The organism is Gordonia heveisoli, assembly GCF_030315745.1.
In the GTDB taxonomy this organism is placed as follows: domain Bacteria; phylum Actinomycetota; class Actinomycetes; order Mycobacteriales; family Mycobacteriaceae; genus Gordonia.
This window is the reverse complement of the sequence record NZ_JASXSH010000012.1, coordinates 88,845-107,132: the sequence shown is the minus strand read 5'-3', so window position 1 is coordinate 107,132 and position 18,288 is coordinate 88,845. Positions and strand designations below refer to the sequence as shown.

At 67.1% G+C, this 18,288-nt stretch carries 17 protein-coding genes and 1 tRNA gene; 9 read left to right on the top strand and 9 right to left on the bottom strand.

The genetic code is table 11. The features are described 5' to 3' along the window. The first annotated feature begins 191 nt into the window (after positions 1–191). Positions 192–265: transfer RNA gene (locus QSJ18_RS12455), tRNA-Pro, on the top strand. A 381-nt stretch (positions 266–646) separates the two neighbouring features. Here the strand turns inward: QSJ18_RS12455 and QSJ18_RS12450 are convergent. Together QSJ18_RS12450 and QSJ18_RS12445 are read right to left on the bottom strand one after the other, a co-directional pair. Next, positions 647–1,693, bottom strand: coding sequence for a CE1 family esterase (locus QSJ18_RS12450; protein ID WP_286326786.1), 1,047 nt, complete (start codon positions 1,691–1,693; stop codon positions 647–649). A 62-nt stretch (positions 1,694–1,755) separates the two neighbouring features. Then, the gene (locus QSJ18_RS12445) at positions 1,756–2,331 is read right to left on the bottom strand and encodes a TetR/AcrR family transcriptional regulator (protein WP_286326785.1); all 576 of its coding nucleotides are present in this window, start codon (positions 2,329–2,331) and stop codon (positions 1,756–1,758) included. A gap of 197 nt (positions 2,332–2,528) precedes the next feature. Here QSJ18_RS12445 and QSJ18_RS12440 point away from each other — a divergent pair, with 197 nt between their 5' ends. Beyond that, entirely contained in the window at positions 2,529–3,302 is a 774-nt protein-coding gene (locus tag QSJ18_RS12440; RefSeq protein WP_286326784.1) for a crotonase/enoyl-CoA hydratase family protein, read from the top strand. On the opposite strand, the gene QSJ18_RS12435 is transcribed toward QSJ18_RS12440, so the two are convergent. Together QSJ18_RS12435 and QSJ18_RS12430 are read right to left on the bottom strand one after the other, a co-directional pair. Beyond that, positions 3,299–4,000 carry a haloacid dehalogenase type II gene (locus QSJ18_RS12435; RefSeq protein WP_286326783.1) on the bottom strand — a complete coding sequence of 234 codons (702 nt, stop codon included), beginning with the start codon at positions 3,998–4,000 and terminating at the stop codon, positions 3,299–3,301. The two genes, QSJ18_RS12440 and QSJ18_RS12435, sit on opposite strands and share 4 nt — an antisense overlap. A 33-nt stretch (positions 4,001–4,033) precedes the next feature. Then, on the bottom strand, positions 4,034–4,639 hold the full coding sequence (locus QSJ18_RS12430; protein ID WP_286326782.1) for a TetR/AcrR family transcriptional regulator: 606 nt from the start codon (positions 4,637–4,639) through the stop codon (positions 4,034–4,036). Positions 4,640–4,766: 127 nt separating this feature from the next. Between QSJ18_RS12430 and QSJ18_RS12425 the strand changes: the two genes are divergently transcribed. After that, the gene (locus QSJ18_RS12425; protein WP_286326781.1) at positions 4,767–6,365 is read left to right on the top strand and encodes an MFS transporter; all 1,599 of its coding nucleotides are present in this window, start codon (positions 4,767–4,769) and stop codon (positions 6,363–6,365) included. Here the strand turns inward: QSJ18_RS12425 and QSJ18_RS12420 are convergent. Next, positions 6,333–7,340 carry a metallophosphoesterase gene (locus tag QSJ18_RS12420; protein ID WP_286326780.1) on the bottom strand — a complete coding sequence of 336 codons (1,008 nt, stop codon included), beginning with the start codon at positions 7,338–7,340 and terminating at the stop codon, positions 6,333–6,335. The genes QSJ18_RS12425 and QSJ18_RS12420 overlap by 33 nt on opposite strands. Before the next feature lie 62 nt (positions 7,341–7,402). Continuing rightward, the gene (locus tag QSJ18_RS12415) at positions 7,403–9,850 is read right to left on the bottom strand and encodes a penicillin-binding protein (RefSeq protein ID WP_286326845.1); all 2,448 of its coding nucleotides are present in this window, start codon (positions 9,848–9,850) and stop codon (positions 7,403–7,405) included. Between the two features lie 314 nt (positions 9,851–10,164). Between QSJ18_RS12415 and QSJ18_RS12410 the strand changes: the two genes are divergently transcribed. Beyond that, the gene (locus tag QSJ18_RS12410; RefSeq protein WP_286326779.1) at positions 10,165–10,476 is read left to right on the top strand and encodes a WhiB family transcriptional regulator; all 312 of its coding nucleotides are present in this window, start codon (positions 10,165–10,167) and stop codon (positions 10,474–10,476) included. A gap of 72 nt (positions 10,477–10,548) precedes the next feature. Here the strand turns inward: QSJ18_RS12410 and QSJ18_RS12405 are convergent, their stop codons facing one another. Both QSJ18_RS12405 and QSJ18_RS12400 read right to left on the bottom strand, forming a co-directional pair. Further along, a complete protein-coding gene (locus QSJ18_RS12405; RefSeq protein ID WP_286326778.1) occupies positions 10,549–11,643 on the bottom strand; it encodes an ArsA family ATPase in 1,095 nt (364 codons plus the stop codon). Then, positions 11,643–12,686, bottom strand: coding sequence for an ArsA family ATPase (locus QSJ18_RS12400; RefSeq protein WP_286326844.1), 1,044 nt, complete (start codon positions 12,684–12,686; stop codon positions 11,643–11,645). The genes QSJ18_RS12405 and QSJ18_RS12400 overlap by 1 nt, the downstream gene beginning before the upstream one ends. 97 nt (positions 12,687–12,783) lie before the next feature. On the opposite strand from QSJ18_RS12400, the gene QSJ18_RS12395 reads away from it, so the two are divergent. From QSJ18_RS12395 to QSJ18_RS12385, 3 genes are read left to right on the top strand one after another with little or no spacing between them, the layout of a single operon-like run. Further along, entirely contained in the window at positions 12,784–12,948 is a 165-nt protein-coding gene (locus tag QSJ18_RS12395; protein WP_004022081.1) for a DUF4177 domain-containing protein, read from the top strand. Between the two features lie 4 nt (positions 12,949–12,952). Further along, positions 12,953–13,420: a RidA family protein gene (locus QSJ18_RS12390; protein WP_286326777.1), complete on the top strand. Its 468-nt coding sequence runs from the start codon at positions 12,953–12,955 to the stop codon at positions 13,418–13,420. Between the two features lie 4 nt (positions 13,421–13,424). Next, positions 13,425–14,180 (top strand): TSUP family transporter, encoded by a 756-nt coding sequence (locus tag QSJ18_RS12385; RefSeq protein ID WP_286326776.1) that lies wholly within the window; start codon positions 13,425–13,427, stop codon positions 14,178–14,180. 18 nt (positions 14,181–14,198) lie between these two features. On the opposite strand, the gene QSJ18_RS12380 is transcribed toward QSJ18_RS12385, so the two are convergent. Next, on the bottom strand, positions 14,199–15,215 hold the full coding sequence (locus tag QSJ18_RS12380) for a GlxA family transcriptional regulator (RefSeq protein ID WP_286326775.1): 1,017 nt from the start codon (positions 15,213–15,215) through the stop codon (positions 14,199–14,201). A 95-nt stretch (positions 15,216–15,310) separates the two neighbouring features. Between QSJ18_RS12380 and QSJ18_RS12375 the strand changes: the two genes are divergently transcribed. Both QSJ18_RS12375 and QSJ18_RS12370 read left to right on the top strand, forming a co-directional pair. Continuing rightward, positions 15,311–16,576, top strand: coding sequence for an MFS transporter (locus tag QSJ18_RS12375; RefSeq protein ID WP_286326842.1), 1,266 nt, complete (start codon positions 15,311–15,313; stop codon positions 16,574–16,576). 151 nt (positions 16,577–16,727) lie between these two features. Then, the gene (locus QSJ18_RS12370; RefSeq protein ID WP_286326841.1) at positions 16,728–18,272 is read left to right on the top strand and encodes an MFS transporter; all 1,545 of its coding nucleotides are present in this window, start codon (positions 16,728–16,730) and stop codon (positions 18,270–18,272) included. The last annotated feature ends 16 nt before the right edge of the window (positions 18,273–18,288 follow it).

Below are 18,288 nucleotides of genomic sequence, written 5' to 3'. Positions count from 1 at the left end.
TCCGGACGGGCGTAGCGTCCTCATCGTCGCCCATACGTCAGGGTGTGGAATCGTCCGAAAAGGATGATTTCGCTGGCCGCGGCCGCCGACACCGGTTCTGGCCGGCAGTGCAGATCCACCCGATTGCGTGCCTCTGAGCAGCCGATTTAGTAGTCGGCGGTCGTCGGGGGTAAGCTATCGCAGGCTACACACGGGGTGTGGCGCAGCTTGGTAGCGCGCTTCGTTCGGGACGAAGAGGTCGTGGGTTCGAATCCCGCCACCCCGACGCTTTGGTTGAGAAGCAGTAGAGGCCCTGGCCTGCGGAAACGCAGGCCAGGGCCTCCTCGTTTCTGCGGGCGGCCCTTCTGCGGGCCGGACCTACCGAAAGTAGGGGACGAAGATTCGTCCCCTACTTTTCCGTTCGTCCGTGGGTTGTAGCTAGGGGATGTGCGGGAAGTCGGGGAAGAGTGTTCATCGCCGACCTTCGGGGAACGTGGCTGCGTGGTGCCGGGTCGTCGTACACCCCGACCGCCCCGCCGCCATGAAGCGACGTTCGTCCCCGACTTTCGGGTTCGTCCGTGGGTTGCAACTCGGGGAGATGCAGAAAGTCGGGGACGAATCATTCGTCCCCGACTTTCGTGGGTCGCTACCGCGACGAGTGCCTACCTCAGCGAACCGGCCCGGTCAGCGGGTGCTTTCGGAAGAAGTCCCAGATGATCGCGGTGGCGCTGACCGACGAGGTGATGGGGCCGGTGATCGGCGTGACGGCCAGTGTCGGGTCGCCGCCGGGCCAGTTGTGGCCGCCCCCGAAAACGGTGTACAGCTCGACGGAACTGTCTGCGGCGCAACGGTAGACGGTCCGCGAGACGTCGCGGGTGACCTTGCGGGTGGTGGGCGTGGCGGCGCATCCGTTACGAGCGGCCCAGGCCGCGGTCTGGTTGGGGATGCTGCTGCGGCTCGGGAAGTACTTCGGGTACGTGCGGCTGTCGGCCTGTTCCTGGCCCGCTGTCCGGAGCGATCCGTCGAGGGCGGGTAGGTACTTGCCGCGCGGGCCGATTCCGCCACTGTAAGGCAGGATTTCGTCGCCGGTGCCGTGGAAGGCAATGACCGGGACATGGCGCGACGGCTTGCACCAGGTGTAGTTCTGCAGGCCGGCGACGGGGGCTACGGCGGCGAACCGGTCGGCGAGCTGGCAGGCGACCGACGAGCTGGTGAAGCCGCCCATCGACAGGCCGGTCATGTAGACCCGACGCTTGTCGACACAGAGCGTCTTCTCGACATGATCGAGCAGCGCAGCAAAGAAGCCGATGTCCCGACCGTGCTCACCGATATCCCATTTTGGCGGCAGCACATGGGTTTCCGGCGTCACGACGGCGAAACCGTGGCGAGCGCCGTAGTCGGCCATCTGGCTCCACGAACTCTGGATCACGCCCGGCTGGAGATAGCCGTGCACGTCGAACACCACCGGCACCGGCGTCCGCGGCGCGACCCGCGGGACCTCCAGAAGATAGTCGCCGCTGCGGCCCACCGCCGAGAACGGGTGGATCGAGTGACCGGGAGCCGCAGTGCTCGTCTTGCACCCCGACGACGGGACCGGCGCCAACGAGTTGTCCGGGCTGGATGGTGTCGCGGCAGCGGTGGCGCCGATGGTCATCGCGGCCATCACCGCGACGGCCACCGGGCCGAAAATGCGCAGGGCGGAACGTCGGAACAAGGGTTTCCTCCTCGATAGGGGTGGTGTGCGCCGGTCTTTCGGCGCGGATCGGACGCCGACGATCAGTCGACGCCCAGGGCACCGAACATTGCGCCCGCCATCCCGAGTAGCCGATCTGCCATCGCCTCGGGATCGAGATGGTCGTGTGTGTCGTCGTCGAGCCACTGGGTGAACAGCGCGAAGCATCCGCCGACCACGAAGGTTGCGACATCACCGGACAGGCCATCCATCAACTGACCGCCCCGGCGGGCCTGCATCTGGTCCAGTGCCGCCAGGACCGCCTGCTTGGCCGGGTATGCGCAGGCGCCGGTGCCCAGCGCGCGGTAGTACTGCCGATGCTGCGCGAGGTGTCGGGTTGCCAGCACGACCATCTCGCGCCAGGCGTGTTCGGCGCATTCGCTCAACAGTGGAAACAGGTCGCGTTCGAGCAGGTCGATACCGGCCTCGACGATCAACGCATCCCGATCGTCGAAGTGTGTGTACACCGCCTGACGGCTCACGTCGGCGGCCGCGGCGATCTCGGTCAAGGAGATCGCGGTGGTCCGGCGTTCGGACACCAGGTCGATCGCCGCGGCGAACAGCGCTGCGCGCGACCGGCGTACGCGTCGGTCGGGGCTGGTCCGCACGGCTTCTACCACGCCAGAAAGATTATGAGCTGGTTCACTTATAGCGCAACTGTCAATTAACTGACACTTGTCATCTAGTTGAGGTGATCGCCGTCTGGGGGGCGTTCCTCCTCGGGTTTCGTGTTCGTCCGTGGGTTGCAACTGGGGAACGTGCGGAACGTCGGGGAAGAACGTTTGTCCCCTAGTTTCGGCGGCGTATCGTCGCGCCCATGACAGTCACGGTGAGAGTCGACGGTCCGGTGACCATCGTCGGGATCGACCGGCCGACGGTGCGCAATGCCGTCGACCGCGACACCGCGGACGCCCTGGCCACGGCCTTCCGAGACTTCGACGCCGACCCCGCGCAGTCTGTCGCGGTGCTCTACGGCGAAGGTGGCACCTTCTGTTCGGGCGCCGATCTGACGGCGATCGCCGCGGGGCGGGGCAATCGTGTCGCGCCGGACGGGGATGCGCCGATGGGGGTGTCGCGAATGAAGCTGGGCAAGCCGGTGATCGCGGCGATCTCGGGTCACGCGGTCGCGGGCGGATTGGAACTGGCCCTGTGGGCCGACCTCCGGGTCGCCGACGCCGATGCCGTGCTCGGTGTGTTCTGCCGGCGATGGGGGGTGCCGTTGATCGACGGCGGGACGGTGCGCCTGCCCCGCCTCATCGGACGCAGCCGGGCGCTCGATCTGATCCTCACCGGCCGCGCCGTCGAGGCCACCGAGGCGCTGGCCATGGGTCTGGTCAATCGTGTTGTGCCCAAAGGTGAGTCGCTGACAGCTGCGGTTGCGCTCGCCCATGAACTGGCCGCGCTGCCGCAGACCTGTCTGCGGCATGATCGCCTGTCTGCACTCGAGCAGGACGACTTCGACGAGGCTGATGCGCTGCGCAACGAGTTCGCTCATGGGATGGAATCCCTTGCCGCCGATGCAATCTCCGGGGCTGCTCGCTTCGCGTCGGGTGCTGGGAGGCACGGCGCCGCGGAGCGCGGCGACCGTTAGGGCGCGTCGAGTCGCTCGGCGAGATCGATGAGGTCCCGGGCGTGGACGTCGTTGTGCGGCGACCCGGAATCATCCTTCGGTGCCCCGCCCCACTCGTCGGGGCGTTCGATGAAGGCGGTGCGCAACCCGAAGCCGCGGGCGGCGTCGAGGTCACTCTGGTGGGTCGCGACCATCATCACCTCCGACGGTTCGCATTCCATGAGTGTGGCCAGGCCGCAATAGGTTTCGCGAGCCGGCTTGTAGTGGTGCCACAGGTCTGAGCCGCCGATGAAATCCCAGCCGAAGTGGTTGTGCCTGGCCATCTCGGTCAGTAGGGCGACACTGCCGTTGCTCAATGCGCAGATGGTGTAACGCTCGCGAAGGCGGGCCAGTCCGGGGACGGCGTCGGGCCAGCCCGGAATGGTGCGCCACGCGCGGACGAGACGGGTGGCAGTGGCGTCGTCGATGACGATCCCGAATTCGGTGGCGACGTCGTGCAGGGTCTCGGTCTGCAGATCGTCGAGGCCCCGCCAGGGCAGCGCACCTGCTTCGACCCGTCCCATGATCGGGGCGTAGCGGGTGCGCCAGGCGCGGGTGAAGGCGGCGGCGTCGACGGTCGGCGCCGCATTGCTGACCGCGGTGGTGATTCCGGTGAACCAGTCAGTGACGGTACCGAAGGTGTCGAAGGCGAGGACTCGAACGTCGTCGAAAGCGGCCACGCGGCAAGGATAGTCGCGACCGCCGGCAGATGGTCAGCCGACGCGTTGCCGGGCGAGCATCGTGACCAGTTCGTCCACGAGCTCGTCCGTGGTCACCGACACCTCGCCGTTGAGCCAGGCGGCGATGGACTGCGCGACGCCGCCGACGACGAAATGCGCGGCCAACGGCGGTTTGCCGTCGCCGCCGACGGTCGGGCTGGTCACCGCGCTGAACAAGTTCACGAAGGTCGACGTCGACTCGAAACGTTTGGCCACCACGACGGAGTTGACCTGATGGGGACTGAACAGCAGCTGGCCGACGCGCGGGTCGGCGGCCACCCGTCCCACCAGCGCGCCGATACCGATCCGCGGGCCGTCGGATGCGCTCGCGCCGCTGAGCGCCCGCTGGATGTGGTCGATCAGGTCGGTCAGCGCCCAGTCGTAGACGGCGGCCGCGAAGACGTCCTTGTCGGCGAAACTCTCGTAGAAGTAGCGCTGGGCGAGCTGGGCGCGACCGCAGATGGTCCGCAGGGTCAGTTCGTCGTCGCCGAGCGGGTTGCCGAGGATGTCGAGGCCGGTATCCAGCAACCGTTGCCGACGCTGTGCGATACGCGCGTCGGTGTCGAGTCCGTTGTATGGGCGGTTGCTGGTCGTCGTCATGCCGTTGCCATTCTGTCAGACGACACGTTGAGGACTTGTGAGCGGGATCACCGAGATTGCGCGTGAATCGGGGCCGACACTCTTTACTATCTGAATGCATCTGTAATCAGATTGGTTAGGGGGATACATGAGCGCAGAGGTGGGACGCCGCTCGCTTCGGTGGCCGGCACTGATCGCATTGTGCTTCGCGGAGCTTCTCATCTTCGTCGACAACACGATCGTCAACGTCGCCCTACCGACGATCGCCGACGACCTCGGCGCCGACAACAGCGGGCTGCAGTGGGTCGTCGACGCGTACACGCTGGTTTTCGCGGGGCTCCTGCTCGCGGGCGGCTACCTGGGTGACCGCTTCGGCCGACGAATGATCCTGCTCGCCGGCGTCGCCGGGTTCATGGCCTTCTCCGCGCTGGCCGCCATGTCCGGCACGCTCGGCCAGCTGATCGGCGCACGTGCCGGTCTGGGGCTGTTCGCCGCCTTGGTCTTCCCGGCGACGCTGGCCATCGTGGTGGTGATCTTCGACGATGTGCGTGAACGGGCATTGGCGGTCGCACTGTGGGCAGCGGTGGCCGGCGTGGCGATCGCCATCGGTCCACTGCTCGGCGGCTGGCTCCTGGAGCATTACTCCTGGGGTGCGATCTTCTGGGTCAACGTGCCTGCCGGGGCGCTGACCATCATCCTGGTGGCCACCCTGGTCCCGGCCAACCGCAATCCCGACATCGGCCCTTTCGACTGGTGTGGCGTGCTGTTGTCCACCGCGGGGATCTCGCTCTTCGTCTACAGCGTGATCGAGGCGCCGAGCCACGGCTGGTTGTCGGCGCGCACGATCCTCGGGATCGGCGGTGGCATCCTCCTGATCGCGCTGTTCGCTCTGTGGGAGCGGCGAAATCCGCACGCTCTCTTCGAGGTTCGCCTCTTCGCAGATCGTGGCTTCGCGGCTGCCGCGCTGTTGATGGCCTTTGGCTTCTTCGCGCTGATGGGCTTCGTGTTCCTGGTGACGCAGTACTTCCAGGGCGTGCGTGGCTACAGTCCGCTGGAGACCGGCATCGCGACCCTTCCGTTCGCGGTGGTGATGGCGGTGCTGGCCGGACCCAGCATGTGGCTCGCGGCGCGTGTCGGCGCTGGGCGGAGCGCGGCCTTCGGTTCGCTGGTGATGGCGATCAGCTTCTGCTTGACGGTGCAGTACGACGCCGACTCCTCATACTGGACGGTCATCTTCATTGCGATGACCACGATGGCCGCCGGTGTTGCCCTGATATCCGGTCCGGCGACCCTGCTGGTGCTCAACGAACTGTCGACCGGTCAGGCCGGCGCGGGGGCCGCGGTGAACGACACCAGTCGCGAACTCGGCGGGACGCTAGGCGTCGCAGTCCTCGGGTCGATCCTGGCCTCGGTCTATTCTTCGCGCGTCGCCGACGACCTCGCCGGTCTGCCGCTGCCCGAGCAGGCCCGTGAGGTCGCCCAGAGTTCGGTGATGGCCGGCGTGCAGGTGGCGCAGTCGATCCCCGGCGAGGTCGGTCAGCGGCTCGAATCGATCACCACGAGTGCCTTCTTGGACGGTTTCCACACCGCGTCGTGGGTGGCTGCGGCGGTGGCTGCGGTGGCCGCCGAGATCGGGTGGCTGCTGTTCGAGCGTCGGGAGGCCGACGAGGTCTTCGAGGAGTTCGGAACGGTCCCCGATGCGGGGGCAGGCGAATCAGTTGATCTCGGTGGCCAACTGCGGCAGTGACTGATCGGCGTCGAAGTCGGCGTCGCCGTGTGACACCGGGGTGAGGGTGAGCAGGCTCGCCTCCGGGCGGCAGCAGAACCGGGCCGGCGCATACGGTGAGGTACCCAGTCCGGCGCTGACGTGCAGCTTCATCGTCGAACCCCAGTTGGACGCGCCCTTCACCCGGGAACGATCCAGGTGGCAGTTGGTGACGATGGCGCCGAAGAACGGTAGACACAGCTGGCCGCCATGGGTGTGTCCGGCCATCACCAGGTCGTAGCCGTCGGCGGCGAAGCGGTCGAGCACGCGCGGCTCGGGCGAGTGGGTCAGGCCGAGCCGCAGGTGGGCGAGCGGGTTGGGGCGGCCCTCGATGGTCTCGTACCGGTCCCGCTCGATATGCGGGTCGTCGACTCCGGCCGCGACGACGCGGACGCCGCCGACCTCCAGTTCACGCACGGTGTGGGTGGCGTCTAGCCAGCCGCGTTCGGTGAAGGCGGCACGCAAATCCTGCCACGGCAGCGGTTCACCGTGGCTGCGCTGATGGTCGGTCCGGAAGTACTTGAACGGGTTCTTCGGCTTCGGTCCGAAGTAGTCGTTGGACCCGAAGACGAACAGGCCCGGACGTGACAACAGCCCGCCGAGCGACTGGATGACCGACGGCACTGCCTGCGGATGGGCGAGATTGTCACCGGTGTTGACGACGAGGTCGGGTTCGAGCGATTCCAGCTCCGATACCCACGCCTGCTTGAGGTGCTGACCGGGCAGCATGTGCAGGTCGCTGAGGTGCAGCACGCGCAGCGGTGCGGCGCCGGGCTCGAGGACCGGCAGCGTCGTATGCCGCAGCGTGAAGGCGTTGCGCTCGATCAGCGTCGAGTACGCCACTCCGGCGGCCGCCAGCCCCGCGGCACCGACCAGCGCGCGTTTACCCGCACCCCATGATGCGGGGCGGGCAGAGATCGATCGGGCGGTCGTGGGGCGGATGTCGAGACTGGCCATCACATCAGGATACGCACCGCTGTGGGGGGCGCCGTGGCAATCGTCGCTCGGCGCCCGCGCGGTCAGCCCGGCAGCTGGATGACGACCGGACCGACTCCGGGCACGATGACCGTGGTCTCGGTGGGGCCACCTCGTTCGGTGGTCGAACGACGGCCGTTGCTCACATAAATGGTGATCATGCTGCCCGGCATCGCCGAATCCGAGGGTGCGGTGAACACCACCGTGCCCTGCGGCCGACTGCTGTCGACCTCCAGCTCGCTCACCTTGAACCCGGCGGCCTGCAACCGCGCTGTCGCCTGGCTGGCCGGTAGACCCGACACCTGCGGGATGCGACCACGGCTGCTGCCGTTCTGATATTCGGGATCGATCGGGGGCAGCCGCACATCGCCGTACTTGGTGGCCACCGGCTTCATCGCCTGGTACCACGTCCGGGCCGGTTCCATGCCGCCGTACAGGTCGCCGTCGTAGCAGGATCGCAGCGGGCTGCTGCAGATGCCCTGCGGGTTCGGTCCGTCGCTGTAGACGTAGGCCGCTCCGGCGATCTGGTTGGTGAAACCGATGAAGGCCGACGAGCGGTGCGCCTCGGTGGTGCCCGTCTTACCGGCACTCGGCAGGGTCCATCCGGTCGACCCGGCCGCACCCGCCGAGGTGCCGCCGCCCTTGTCGTCCTGGCTCATCGCGTTCGCCAGGGTGTCGGCCAGTCCCTGTTCGACGACCTGCTCGCAGGCGGGCGCGTTGAACGACACCGCGGACAAGGCGGGCTTTCCGTCCTGGCCGATGATCGGGTTGCCGTAGGCGTCGCGCTTGATCCGGCTGATCGAGGCGATCGGGTTCGGTGGGCACCAGACGCCGCCGGAGGCCAGCGTCGCGGCCACATTCGACAGTTCCAGGGCGTTCAACGGCAGCGGCCCGAGGGTGAACGAGCCGAGATTGCCGTCCTTGACGTACTGGGCCATGCTCTTCTCGCCGAAGCCCGACGACCCGGGGCGGGTGTAGGAGCGCAGACCCAGCCGAACGGCCATATCCACCGCGGGTTTCACACCGACCTGCTGCAGCAGCTTCACGAAGGCGGTGTTCGGCGACTGCGCCAGCGCCTGGGTGACCGACATGGTGGCCGGATACTTGCCGTCGTTCTTGACGCAGTACGACGCGGCCGGACAACCGTTGGCGCCGTTGCTGTTACCCATGCCCTCGACGGCGAGGAAGCCGGGAACCGGGATGCTGGATCCGGCGCCGAGGCCCTTCTCCATAGCGGCCGCCACGGTGAAGATCTTGAACACCGAGCCCGCGCCGTCGCCGACCATCGAGAACGGCTGCGGTTGCACGGTCTGCCCGGCACGCAGGTTGAGTCCGTAGTTGCGGCTCGAGGCCATCGACAGCACGTCGTGGCTGCGTTTTCCTGGGCGGATCGAGCTCATCACGTCGGCGACGCCGTCGGCCGACGGACTCGACTGCGTCTGCACGGCCCGCACGGTGGAGGACTGGATATCGGGGTCGAGGGTGGTGCGGATGATGTAGCCGCCGCGCAGCACCGAGTCCCGGGACATTCCGTTTTCGGCGAGGAACTGCATGGCGTAGTCGCAGAAGAATCCGTTGTTCCCGGCGGCGATGCAGCCCTGTTGCGGCAGTCGCGGCTTGCGCAACACTCCGAGCGGCTTCTCCTTGGCGTCGCGGATCTCCTGGGCGCGGCCGGGGAAGTTCTGAATCATGGTGTCGAGCACCGTGTTGCGCCGTGCGAGGGCACCTTCGGGATTCACGTAGGGGTCGAGTGCGGAGGTCGACTGCACCAGGCCGGCGAGCAGTGCGGCCTGCTCGAGTTGGAGATCCTTCGCGCGTACGCCGAAGTAGGTCTGCGCGGCGGCCTCGATGCCGTACGCGTTGTTGCCGAACGGCACCACGTTCAGATAGCGGGTGACGATCTGCTTCTTCGCCTCCTGCTTCGCCTCGGCGTCGTTGAGGCCCTTGTCGCGTTTGGCCTGATCGATGAGCGACTGCTCCATGGTCAGCGCCATGCGCACCTCGCGCAGTTTGCGTGCCGGGGTCGTCTCGATGGCCGCCTGCCGCTCGGCTTCGGTGCGGGCTAGGACGAGGAACTGGAAGTTCTTGATGTACTGCTGATCGAGGGTCGACGCACCCTGCTGGACCTCACCCGACGACGAGTTCTTCAGCGCCGCGCGGATGGTTCCCTTCCAGTCGACACCGTCGTGTTCGAGGAAACGTCGGTCTTCGATGGAGATGATGGCGCCGACCATATTCGGCGAGATGTCGTTGTAGCCGACTTGATAGCGGTACTGGTCGAAGAGCACCGCAATGGGCTTGCCGCGGACGTCGGTCATCGTGGTGACCTCGGGCAGCGTTCCGTTAAGGAGTTCCGAGGAGACGTTCTCGACGGCGGCGGCCGCACGGTTGGAGAGGACCCCGATACTGCTCGCCAGCGGGTACAGGAGGCCGGCGACGAGTACGCCGGACAACAGGCACGCCCATGCGAGCGACCACAGCTTCTTCGAGATCACACCCGACAGGATACGTGTGATCGTCGCAACTGGACGTCAGCCCGCACCGTGGTTGTGGGGGAATCCCCGGGCAGATGATTTTTTGGCCGATGACCTGCGGAAACGGTAACGGTTAGGACGAATGTGCCATTTTCTTCGGTTCAGGACTTGCGCGCCCATGCACAGATCCTTAGATTGAGTGCAGAATGTGACTCACGTAACAAGTACCGGGAAATGTGGTCTGAGCAGCCCTCGCGGGATATCGGACAACTGACCAGGTTTCGGCAGCGGGCACATCGGCGTTTCGGATACCGACAGACAGGGGTCGACGGATGGCGACAGCGGCAGTTTCGACCGGAGAAGAACGTTTGGCGTGGGTTTCACGAGCACGTTGTCGTGGTGGAGATCCGGACGAGCTCTTCGTTCGCGGCGCCGCGCAGCGCAAGGCGGCGACCGTCTGCCGACACTGCCCGGTCCAGTTGGAATGCGGCGCTGACGCCCTGGACAATCGCGTCGAATTCGGCGTCTGGGGCGGCATGACCGAACGCCAGCGTCGGGCGCTGCTCCGCCAGCATCCCGAGGTCACTTCGTGGTCGTCCTTCTTCGAGGCGCAGCGTCGCAGGCATACCGCCGACGCAGTCTGACCAGAACAATGGGGTGCGGTCGACGACCGCACCCCATTGCTTTACCGGTTCGACTTCTTTGCCGGTTCGATTTCAGCCGCGGCTGGTGATCTGCTCGGCGACGGCCCGCAGGGCGACTGCGTCGGCCACCTCGAAGGGCAGCGACGGCACCCCGACCATCGGCACGTGCGGATGCGATGCGGTGAACCGCTGCAACAGATGCAGTTCCCGTTTTCCGGTGGCGGCGCGATCGGCGTGAATCTGCAGCACCCCGCGCGTCAGTGAATCGGTGGCCGAGTCCAGCGCGACCCGTGCCGATTCCTCGGAGACCGACGTCAGGTTCGGATGGGTGCGGTTGAGGATCAGACCGGCCAGTGGCATGTTCTCCTCGGAGAGCCGATCGACGAAGAACGCGGCCTCGCGCAGCGCGTCGGCCTCGGCGGCCGCGACCACCGCGAACTGGGTGCCCGGCTGCTTGAGCAACTCATAGGTGCGGCCGGCGCGTTCCTGGAATCCGCCGAACATCGAATCCAGCGACTGCACGAACGTCGCAACGTCCCGCAGCATGTCGCCGCCGATGATGGTCGAGACCCCGCGCATGGCCAGGCTCATCGCACCGGTCACGACGCGTCCGACACCGCGGCCGCCGCCGACCAGCACCTTCATCAGCCTGCCGGACAGGAAAGACGTCATCCGCTGCGGGGCATCGAGGAAGTCGAGTGCGTTTCGCGACGGCGGGGTGTCCACGACGATGAGATCCCAGTGGTCCTGCTCGATCAGCTTGCCGAGCTTCTCCATCGCCATGTACTCCTGCGTGCCGGAGAAGGACGACGCCATCGTCTGATAGAAGGAGTTCTCCATGATCGCCGCGGCGCGGTCGGGGGTCGAATACTCCACGACCATGTCGTCGAAGGTGCGTCGCATGTCGAGCATCATCGCGTCCAGCGAGCCGGTGCCGTCGATCTCGACCGGCTGCGGTTCGTTGGTCAGCTCGGACATCCCCAGCGACTGGGCCAGACGCCGGGCCGGGTCGATCGTCAGTACCGCAACCGTGCGGCCCTGTTCGGCGGCGTACATCGCCATCGCGGCGGCGGTGGTGGTCTTGCCGACGCCGCCTGCGCCGCAGCAGATCACCACGCGGGTGGCCGGATCGGTGAGCACCGACCCCATCTTGAGGTCGAGCGTCATCACGCCCCCGCTTTCTGCAGAAGATTGGCCAGCTCGTAGACGGAACCGAGGTCGATTCCGCCGTCGCCGAGTTCGGGCAGTTCGATGGGCGGCAGGTCGACCTCGTCGAGCTGGGCCTTGGCGACCTGCTGCGCCTGCAGGCGGGTGGCATGCTCGATGGTCTCGGTCAACAGGCCGGCGAAGTCGTCGTCGCCGAGTTTGAGTCCGGCCGCGGCCAGTCCGTCCCGGATACGGCCCGCGTCGATCTGGCCTTCGGCGATGTCGTCGATCTCGGATTCGGGCAGGTGTGACGGACGTACCCGATTGATGATCAGACTGCCGATGTTGAGGTCCTTGCCGCGGAGTTCGGCGACCGCCTCGATGGTCTCCTGGATCGGCATGGCCTCCAGCAGGGTGACCAGGTGGACGACGGTGTCCGGCGAGTGCAGCAGGGCGACCACACCTTCGCTCTGTTTCCGGATGGGGCCGGTCTTGGCCAGATCCGACATCGCCTTGGTGACGTCGAGGAAGTTGCCGATCCGGCCGGTCGGCGGGGCGTCGACGACGACGGCGTCGTAGACCCGCTTACCGGACTTGTCGGTGTGGATGATGCGTTCCTTGATCTTTCCGGTCAGTAGGACATCGCGTAGTCCGGGTGCGACCGTGGTGACGAAGTCGATGGCACCGATCCGCTTCATCGCACGGCCGGCGAAGCCGAGGTTGTAGAACATGTCCAGGTATTCCAGCAGTGCGTGCTCGATGTCGATGGCGAGCGCGGAGACCTCACCGCCACCTTCGGCGGTCGCGATACGGGTGTCGGTCGGGGGCAGCGGAGGCATGTCGAAGAGCTGCGCGATGCCCTGTCGGCCCTCGCATTCGATGAGCAGGACGCGTTTGCCGCCGGCCGCCAGCGCCAGTGCCAGTGCGGCCGCCATGGTCGTCTTGCCGGTGCCGCCCTTCCCGGAGACGAAATGCAGTCGGGCCTGCGATGCCGCGTCCGGCCAGGTGTTCGCCGCGACGATGGTCTCGACCGCGTCGGCCGACGGTGCGGGGATAGCTGTCACGGCGGGATCGGCGACATCGGCGGATGCGGAGCGCGCGCCTGGTTCTTTGGCCACTGCAACACCATAGCCACAACGTCTCACCCGATAGGCTGGGTCCATGAGTGAAGTGACCGCGTGGGAGTACGTGACCGTTCCGCTGCTGACGCACGCGACCAAGCAGATTCTCGACCAGTGGGGTGCCGACGGCTGGGAACTGGTGTCGGTACTGCCCGGCCCGACCGGCGAGCAGCATGTCGCATATCTGAAGCGTCCGAAGGGCTGAGGCGATGACGTGGACCGAGAAGCTCGCCGAACTCGGCATCGCTCTTCCACCGGTCGTGCCGCCGGTGGCCAGCTACACCCCGGCCGTGCGGACCGGGAATCTGGTCTACACCTCCGGCCAGCTGCCGATGGTCGACGGTGAGCTCACCGCCCGCGGCAAGGTGTCCGACGGTGCGGAGGGCATCGTCGATCCGCAGGTGGCCACCGCGGCCGCGCGCGTCTGTGCGCTGAACGCGCTGGCCGCGGTCGACGCGCTGGTCGGTATCGACTCGGTGGTGCGGGTGGTCAAAGTTGTCGGCTTCGTCGCGTCCGCGCCCGGTTTCACCGGTCAGCCGGGTGTCATCAACGGGGCGTCGTTCGTGCTCGGTGAGATCTTCGGAGACGCCGGTGTGCACGCGCGGTCGGCGGTCGGTGTGTCCGAGCTGCCGTTGGGTGCGCCGGTCGAGGTCGAGCTGATCGTCGAGGTCGCCTGACGGCGTGGATGTCGCGCTCCTGATCGCGGCGGCGGCCGGGGCGGGCTGGGTCGACGCGGTCGTCGGCGGCGGCGGACTGGTCCTGATTCCGGCCCTCCTCATCGCCGATCCCGGACTCGCCCCGGCGACCGCGATGGGTACCAACAAGCTGGCCGCGGTCTTCGGGACGGCGTCGGCGGCCTGGCGGTTCTCCCGTCATGTGCCGATGAACTGGCGTCGGCTGCTGCCGGTCTTCGGCACCGCGATCTTCTTCGCGGGTGTGGGTGCCACCGTCGCATCGGTGTTGCCGAAGGCGATCTTCACCCCGATCGTGCTCGCTCTGCTGGTCGCGGTCGGGCTGTTCGTCGCCCTCAACCCGAGCTTCGGCGGGCATGGCACGCAGGAGAAGTCGCGGTTGTCGGTGTTGGCCGGACTGGTTGTCGCCGGTGTCGTCATCGCCTTCTACGACGGTGTCATGGGGCCGGGGACCGGCACCTTCCTGATCATCAGTCTCACCGCCCTGGTCGGTACCAGCTTCCTGGAGAGTTCGGCGATGGCGAAGGTCATCAACACCGGGACGAATCTGGGTGCACTGGTGGTCTTCGCGATCGGCGGTCATATTCTGTGGCTACTCGGACTGAGTCTGGCCGTGGCCAATATCGTTGGAGCGCAGATCGGTTCGCATATGGCGATCGGCCGGGGCAGTGCTTTCGTGCGGTGGGTGCTCCTCGGGGTCGTCGTGGTGATGGTCGGCAAACTCTCCTACGACATGCTGACCTAGACCGGCTCGGGTGGGTCACTAGGCGGAGCTGACGCGAAAGTTGTTCCGATAGGCGCTGGGGGACAATGCCATCCGATTGCGGAACTGGACGCGCAGGCTCTCGGCGCTCAGGCCGACCGCGGCCGCGACCTGATCGACGGGGAGGTCGGTCCGTTCGAGTAATTGTGCGGCACGGCGCAATCGCTGTCCGGTCAGCCACTGGCCGGGTCCGGTCCCGTGGGTTTCGTGAAATCGCCGGTTGAAGGTGCGTAACGACATGCCCGCGTGTGCCGCCAGGTCGGCGACGCCCAGCGGTCGGGTGAGGTCGGTCAGCGCCCAGCGGGTTGTCGCGCCGAGTGGGTTGTCGCCGGAAGTCATTGCCTGGTGTGAGATCTCGCCGATCTCCGCGTCATCTTCTGCTGCGGTGGGCGGCATGAACTGGGCTTGGCCACCCGGCCGGTGAAAGGCGACGACGGTGCGTCGGGCGAAGTCGCGGGCGACGTCGGCGCCCTGATCGAGCTCCACCAGATGCAGGCACAGATCGATACCCGCGGCCAGGCCCGCGCTGGTCAGGATGTCGCCGTCGTCGACGTAGAGCACCGCCGGATCGACCCGGATCGACGGATAGCGACTCGCGAGGGTGGCCGCGTCGATCCAATGGGTGGTGGCGGGCCGGCCGTCGAGGAGTCCGGCTTCGGCCAGGGTGAAGGCTCCGACGCAGATCGACGCGATGCGGGTGCCGCGCCGGTGGGCCGCGCGCAGCGCATCGGTGACCACGCGCGACGGGGTGCGTCGGGCGGCGTCGTGATAGCCGGGGACGATGATGGTGTCCGCGGACTCCAGTGCGTCGAGTCCACGGTCGGCGTGGACGGTGATACCCGCGCAGGTGCTGACCAGGCCCGGTTGTTCGGTGCAGATGACCACCTCGTAGCGTGGCCGGCCGGTGTGGCCGAAGAGCTGGACGGGCGCGGCCATATCCATCAGTACGAGCCCGTCGGTGATCAGCACGGCGACGCGGTGCGGCTGCTGGTCGGGGCCGGATGTCGGGGTTGGCATGAATCAAGGGTATATGGGCAGAGATGCCACTGGCTGTCGTTCGGCCCGACGTCGATGCTGAAGGCATGGTTGACAAGAAACTGGTGGCCGAGAAGATGATCGGCGACTCCGGCAGTATCGATCTGGCGCGCGTCCGGCTGCGGACTCTCATACTGCTGTGTGCCGCACAGATCCTCGGTGGGTTGTCCATGGGCGCATCGCTCGCTCTCGGATCCATCCTCGGGGAGGAATTGTCGGGGAGCGGATCGCTGGCCGGGGTCCCGACGACGGTGCTGACCCTGGGGGCGGCGGCGGCCGGGTTGCCGCTGGCGGCCCTCGCCCAGCGTCGTGGTCGCCGCCCGGCGTTGGCCACTGGTCTGCTCATCGCGGCCTGCGGTGCTGTGGTCGTCGCCGTGGCGGTCGATACCCGATGGTTCCTTCTGCTGCTGATCGGCATGGCCGGCGTCGGAGCGGGCACCGCGGTGGGGTTGCAGGCTCGTTTCGCCGCAACCGACCTGTCCGCGCCGACCACGCGTGGACGGGACTTGTCCCTGGTCGTCTGGATGACGATGGTGGGTGCGGTTGCCGGACCGGCACTGATCCCCGCGGGTGCGCGGGTCGCCGCCGCCCTCGGCCTCGACGACCTCGCCGGGCCGTTCCTGATCGGCGCGGCTGGATCGCTCCTCGCGGCCGGTGTGCTGATCGTGGGCCTGCGTCCGGATCCGCTACATCTGGCCGGTTCGACGAGGGAGAGTGCCGACGACACCACCTGGGCCGACGTGGTTTCCGGTATCCGTCGGACGCCGCGGGCGCGGGCCGCGGTGGCGACGGTCGTCTCGGCTCATGCGGTGATGATCGCGGTGATGGCACTGACTCCGGTGCACCTGCACCACGGTGGTGCGAGCCTGACGATCGTCGGGTTGTCGATCAGCGCCCACCTGGCAGGCATGTACTTCCTGGCCCCGGTGATGGGCGTGAGCGCCGACCGATTCGGGCGGGTGCAGACCATTCTCGCCGGACAGGCGATCCTCGTCATCGCCTGCCTCGTCGGCTTCTTGGGCGCCGATTCGCGGCCCGGCCTGGTGGCGGCGCTCATCCTGCTCGGCGTCGGATGGTCGGCGTCCACGGTGGCCGCCGCCGCGTTGCTGACCGAGTCGGTCGACGTCGCGATACGGACACGCGCACAGGGCTTCTCCGACACTGTGATGAGCCTGGCGGGCGCGGTCGCCGGAGCTGTTGCCGGGGTGGTCGTCGGCGCTTTCGGTTACCCGGTGTTGGTGCTGGGGTCGGCTGCGGTGGCCGTCGTCACGGCGGTGCAGGTGGGCATCGACGGTCGCCCCGCGAGGTGGAATCCGTTGTCGAGTAAGGACATGTGCGCTTAAGCTTGCGCTGGGAACTGTCGTCGACACCAACAGATCGGCGTGGCCCGTTCGCCGAGAGGCGGTGGCGATGACCGAATTGTCTGGTGCCGGAGATGGCGCGCGGGGGGACGATGGCGACGGCGGCGCGGCCGACGAATTGGTAGGCAAGCGAATGATTCTCGCGGTCCTGCTCTCCATGGCGATGTTCGTCCTCGTGGTCGACACCTCGCTGATGAATGTCTCGATCTCGGCGGTGGTTCGCGATCTGGACACCACAGTCAGCGGGGTTCAGTCGGCGATCGCCCTGGAAGCACTCGTCTCAGCGGCCTTCATCCTCATCGGCTCCAAGGTCGGGGACCTCATCGGCCGCAAACGCGCCTACGTTATCGGCCTCCTCGGCTACGCCGTCGGTGCGTCCGCGATGGCCGTCGCGCAGAGCTTGCTCGTGGTGGTGATCTTCTGGGCGGTGATCGGTGGCATCGGTGCGTCGCTGCTACTCCCGGCCATGCAGTCACTGATCCACGGCAACTTCGCGGGACCCGCCCAGAAGCGGGTCTACGCCCTGGTCGGGGCGGCCGCGGCCATCGCCGCGGCAGTCGGCCCGCTCCTCGGCGGATTCATCACGACCTACCTGTCGTGGCGCATCGCATTCGTCCTCGAGGTCGTCATCATCGTGATCGTGCTCGTCGGCATCAAACTGGTGCACGACTCCCCCTACGAGGGTCCCCGCGGCGTGGATGTCGTCGGTGCGCTGCTGTCGGTCGTCGGTATGGGCGGCATCGTGCTCGGTGTCCTGGTGTGGCAGGAGGGCGGCGAGTCGGTCGGCGCATTCCTGGCCGTCGGTGCCGTCGCGATGGGATCGTTGGTGTACTGGCTGATTCGCCGCCATCGCGCGGGCAAACCGTCGCTGATGAACCCGGAGATGTTCCGGTCCAAGCCGTTCCGCATCGGGGTGACCCAGCAGATGCTGCAGCAGATCGCGCTCGGTGGCATCATGATCGCGCTGCCGATCTACCTGCAGATGGTGCTGGAGTACAACGCGATGCAAGCCGGTCTCTCGCTGGCGCCCCTGTCGCTGAGTATGTTCGTCGTGGCGCTACTCGCCGGTCAGCGTGCCGGCCACATCCGCGCAGGCATCCTGGTCGCCGGCGGCTTCGGTTTGTTGACTCTCGGTGTGGCGGTGTTGATTCCGCTGGTACCGCGAGCCGACTTCGGCTGGAGTCTGATCCTCCCGCTGGTCGTCGCCGGAAGCGGCCTGGGGCTGCTCGTCTCCCAGCTCAACGACTACACACTCGGGCCGATGAGTGAGGAACAGGTCAGCGAGGCAGCCGGGACCAATTCGGCGGCAGGTTCTTTCGGGCTATCCTTCGGTCTCGCGATGGCCGGTGCGGTCCTGCTCGCCACACTCGCGATCGGCTTCACCGATCAGGCCCAGGACAGCGACGTCCTACCCCCGGCGGACAAGGATCACGTCGCCCAGGTCCTGGAGGACGACGCCGAGGTGATGAGCAATACCGCCCTGCGCGAGACCCTGGTCGGCCAGCCGCCGGCCGTCGCCGACGAGATCATTCGCATCAACACCGACGTCCGGCCGGTCGCGCTGCAGTTCGCACTGCTGGTGCCGTTGGTGGCCGGTGCTCTGGGCCTGCTCAACTCCATCAGGATGATTCGCACCGACTCGGCGCCCGCTGCCACCGGATCCAGTCCGCCCGTGTGACGTTTTGTTCGGCGGT